The organism is Streptomyces sp. SID4985, from assembly GCF_009863025.1.
In the GTDB taxonomy this organism is placed as follows: domain Bacteria; phylum Actinomycetota; class Actinomycetes; order Streptomycetales; family Streptomycetaceae; genus Streptomyces.
Map to the genome: position 1 here is coordinate 1 of NZ_WWIR01000356.1, position 4,236 is coordinate 4,236.

A 4,236-nucleotide genomic window follows, 5' to 3' on the forward strand; every position below is an offset into this window, starting at 1 on the left:
GCCGCAGCCGGGCCCTGCGCTGCTCGGCCCGCGCGCGTGCCTCGCGCTCCGCGCGGGCGGCCCGGTCAAGCGAGTCGGCCCGCCCGGCGAGCCCCTTGACCCGCTCCTCGTGCGTACGGACCTGGAGCCGCGCCTCCATCTCGGTCTGCCGCGCGTTGGCGCCGTCCGCCGAGAGCCGGTCCCGTACGGAGGTGTCGGGCTCCTCCTCGACCGGCATCTCCTCGGCCACGGCGAGCCGCTCGGCCAGCTCCTCCGCCTCCTGTACGGCCCGCTCCAGCGCCTCCTGCGCACGGGCGGCCGCCGCGGCGGAGCGTTCCGCCTCGCCCACGGCCCCGCGCGCCTGCCCGGCGAGCCGGCCGAGTTGCTGGGCCACGCCCGACTTCTCCCGGTCGGCGGCCCGCCGCCGCTCCCCCAGCTCCTCCACGAGCGCGGCACTCGCGGTCCGCTCCTCCACGGCCGTCTCCCGTGCCCGCTCCAGTTCCGCGCAGCGTACGGCCAGCTCCACCAGCTCGGCGGCGGCCTCGTCCACGGACGCCTGCACCTCAAGCAGACTCGGCGCACCGGCCGAGCCGCCCTGCGCGAAGTGGGCCCCGAGCAGATCCCCCTCGGCGGTGACGGCAGTCAGCCCGGGCCGCGCCCGCACCACTTCCTCCGCCTCCTCCAGCGTCCCGACGACGACGATCCCGCGCAGCAGCCGCCGCACGGCGGACATCAGCTCCTCGGGGCCGCGTACGAGGTCGGCGGCGAAGGGGTGACGGGCACGAACGCCGGCGGACTCGTCCTCCTCCTCAGGTGCCCCCGCCAGCAGCAACGCCGCACGGCCGCCCTCCTGCTTACGGAGGAGTTCGATCGCCTCGACCGCCGCAGTGGGACCGGTGACGGCGATGGCGTCGGCGGCCGTGCCGAAGGCGGTGGCGAGGGCGGTCTCGTGGCCGGGGGCGATGGTGAGGAGTCCGGCGGCGGGGCCGAGTACGCCGGTGAGGCGGTCGCGGGCCGACAGGAGGGCGCCGGTGCCGTCCTTTCGGCGCAGGCCCAGGGCCAGGGTCTCGTGGCGGGCGCGGGTCGCGGCGCGGCGGCGTTCGGCGTCGGCGGCGGCCTCGCGGGCCGTGCTCAGCGCGTCCTCCGCCGCCGCGAGCCGGTGCCGGGCCTCCTCGTGCCGTACGGCGAGGCCGGCGTCGTCCGCGTCGAGGCCGTCCACCTCGGCCTTGAGGGTCTCGTACTCCTCCTGGGCGTGGGCGGCGCGCTCGGCCGCCTCGTCGCGGGCGGCGGCCAGGCGGTCGATCTCGGCCTGGGCGGAGGCGGCGCGCGAGCGGGCGGCGCCCACCTGTCCGGAGAGCCGGGCCAGACCCTCGCGGCGGTCGGCGATGGCGCGGGCGACGTCCTTGAGGCGGCGTTCCTCGACGGTGAGCGCGCGTTCCAGTTCGGCGCGGTGGGCGACCGTGTCGTCCAGGGCGTGCCGGGCGGCGTCGAGGGCGGCCTCCAGCTCGGCCTCCTGCTCACGGACGCGGGCGGCCTCGCGCTCCAGGTCCTCGGGGTCACGGCCGCGCCGTTCCTCGGGGGGTGCGGAGGTGGCGCTGGTGACGCGGGCCTCGGCGAGGGAGACGGTGCCGCGTACGCGCTCGGCGAGCTGGGAGAGTTCGTACCAGGTCTGCTGGGCGCGGGTGAGGCGCGGGGCGAGGCGTCGTACCTCTTCCTCCAGGCGGGCCTCGCGCTGGAGGGCGTCGCGCAGTTCGCGGGCCGCGCTCTCCTTGCGTTCCTTGAGGGCGGCCTCGTCGGCGATCTCGGCGCCGAGGGCTTCGCGCAGGGTCACGAGGTCGTCGGCGAGCAGGCGCAGGCGGGCGTCGCGCAGGTCGGCCTGGATGACGGCGGCGCGGCGGGCGACGGCGGCCTGGCGCCCGAGCGGCTTGAGCTGGCGGCGGAGTTCGTCGGTGAGGTCCTGCACGCGGGCGAGGTTGGCCTTCATCGACTCCAGCTTGCGCAGCGCCTTCTCCTTGCGCTTGCGGTGCTTGAGGACTCCGGCCGCCTCCTCGATGAAGGCCCGGCGGCCCATGGGATCGGCGTGCAGGACGGAGTCGAGCTGGCCCTGGCCGACGATGACGTGCATCTCTCGGCCGATGCCGGAGTCGGAGAGGAGTTCCTGGAAGTCGAGCAGGCGGCAGGTCTCGCCGTTGATCTGGTACTCGCTGCCGCCGTTGCGGAACATGATGCGGGTGAGGGTGACCTCGGCGTACTCGATGGGCAGGGCGCCGTCGGAGTTGTCGATGGTGAGGGACACCTCGGCGCGGCCCAGCGGCGGGCGCCCCGTGGTGCCGGCGAAGATGACGTCCTCCATCTTGCCGCCGCGCAGCGACTTGGCGCCCTGCTCGCCCATGACCCAGCTGAGCGCGTCCACGACATTGGACTTGCCCGAGCCGTTCGGGCCGACGACACAGGTGATCCCCGGCTCGAACCGGAGCGTGGTCGCCGAGGCGAACGACTTGAAGCCGCGCAGGGTCAATGCCTTGAGATGCACGCAATCGGACTTTACCGGCAGCGGCTATCTCACTCCACGGACACTCGCAACCCCACGGTTTCGCACATGAACGAGAAGGGCACACCAGATGGTGAAACGGTTGAAAGGATGCGGGGGAAAGTACGAAGGGACGCCGAAGCGTCCCTTGCGGCTCGGACAGCCGGTTCCCGGCCTGTGCCCGAACCTTCCTGAGCGGTTGTCACGGGCGGCCCGACCGCTGCGTGTGCTTTCGTGGAGCTGATGCGGCGATCAGGTGAGCGCAGGCTCCGCCTGGTGTGCGTCGATGCTCTCCATGATCCTGTCCTGAGAGGCGGCAGCCGCCAGCGCGTCGTTCTCCGCCTGGATCCGTACGAGCTCGGACTCCAGGTCCTGGACGCGCTGCTGAAGCCGTCGCATCTCGGCGAGGAGTCGAGGGTCGGAGCCGCCGACGTAACCGAGAAGCGCCTTTGCCATGATGGATGGTCCTCCACACTGAGTGACCGACCGATGCGGTGTGGGTCGTGAGGGATTCGCACCCGCGGTGCTTGGCACACTCGAGTGTTGCTCTGCGTCGCCATGCCAAACAGCTAAGGTGCGCGGGGCTTTCAGCGTCTCACCAAAAAGTTTGACGGTCAACACGATCACACCCCGTATCGGCGGGCGAACCCGGGGCGCGCGGCCGGTGGCCGACGGCGCTGCTTCTCTGCGGGGCCCTGGAGGTGTGTCGATCAGCGTTACACCGGGAGCCTTTCACGGAGCGCCCTTCTTGGCAACCACCAGGCCGTTTCCCCCCGGGCAGATGCCCCTGGCACGTACCGGCGGCCCTGCCGACGAGGTCCGGGGCGGGTCGGTCAGCGGATGGCGAAGCCGTCGTAGCCGCCGCGCGGTGTGTCCCAGATCTCGGTGACTCCGTCCACCCGCCCGGGCGTGTCTTCGCCCTGGAGCCAGTCGAGCAGTCCCTCACAGCCGGTACGGGGGCCTTCGGCGACGACCTGGACCCGACCGTCGGCCAGATTGAGAGCAAAGCCACTCAGTCCGCCGATCTCCAGCGCCCGCGCCCGGGTGAACCAGCGGAAACCCACACCCTGGACGCGTCCGCGTACCCAGGCGACCAGCCTTGCATCCTCGCTCATGGGTGCAACCTAACCGGACGCATAGGGGCAACCCAACCGCCAATGTCTCTCGGGGCACACCCGTCCCCCGCGCCATGCGGTACCGTCCCGACCCAATGAATCTCATATGAAACTCACTCGATCGAGTGAGCCGGGTTGGCCAGGGGGAGGCATCGGGCCCGTTCCGGCGCCCGGCCGACCGCGAGCACGAGGAAGAGGGCAGGGGATGGGACGCCACCGACGCGCCGGGGCGGGGAGCGACGCGCCGCACTCGTATGCGGGTGGGCACGAGCCCCGGGGGACCGCGCCGTATCTGAACCCCGAGGCCTACACCGTCGGCCCGCGCGGGCCCGTCTATCTGACCGGTGACGAGCCGATGGACGGCCGGGGTTCCCAGCGGGGCCGCAGGCGCGCCAAGAAGGCCGCGACGCCGGTCCGCACGGGTCTGCTCGGTGTCTCCGCCGCCGTGGCCTTCGGTACCGCCGCGGTGGGCGCGGGCGTGGTGCCCGGACTCCAGAGCTACCGTCTCGGCGGCGGCACGACCGCCAGCGAGGGTGAGCAGGTACAGGCGGCCGACCTGCCCGGCGGCGCCAACGCGGCCAGCGAGCAGGGCGGCGCGGCGGGCAACGCGGA

The 4,236-nt window shown here is 73.0% G+C and carries 3 protein-coding genes and 1 pseudogene; 1 reads left to right on the plus strand and 3 read right to left on the minus strand.

Features of this window, described 5'->3' with window-relative positions; translation table 11 throughout:
• From GTW40_RS15175 to GTW40_RS15185, 3 genes are all read right to left on the minus strand, one after another.
• The coding region (locus GTW40_RS15175; RefSeq protein WP_161180724.1) for an AAA family ATPase at window positions 1–2,512 on the minus strand (2,512 nt) is incomplete at its 3' end.
• Window positions 2,513–2,761: 249 nt separating this feature from the next.
• Window positions 2,762–2,965: a hypothetical protein gene (locus GTW40_RS15180; protein WP_018544743.1), complete on the minus strand. Its 204-nt coding sequence runs from the start codon at window positions 2,963–2,965 to the stop codon at window positions 2,762–2,764.
• A 377-nt stretch (window positions 2,966–3,342) separates the two neighbouring features.
• Complete coding sequence (locus tag GTW40_RS15185) at window positions 3,343–3,624, minus strand: acylphosphatase (protein WP_161180725.1); 282 nt, start codon at window positions 3,622–3,624, stop codon at window positions 3,343–3,345.
• Between the two features lie 205 nt (window positions 3,625–3,829).
• On the opposite strand from GTW40_RS15185, the pseudogene GTW40_RS15190 reads away from it, so the two are divergent.
• Window positions 3,830–4,236 (plus strand): annotated as a pseudogene (locus GTW40_RS15190) (CAP domain-containing protein); the annotation flags it as partial.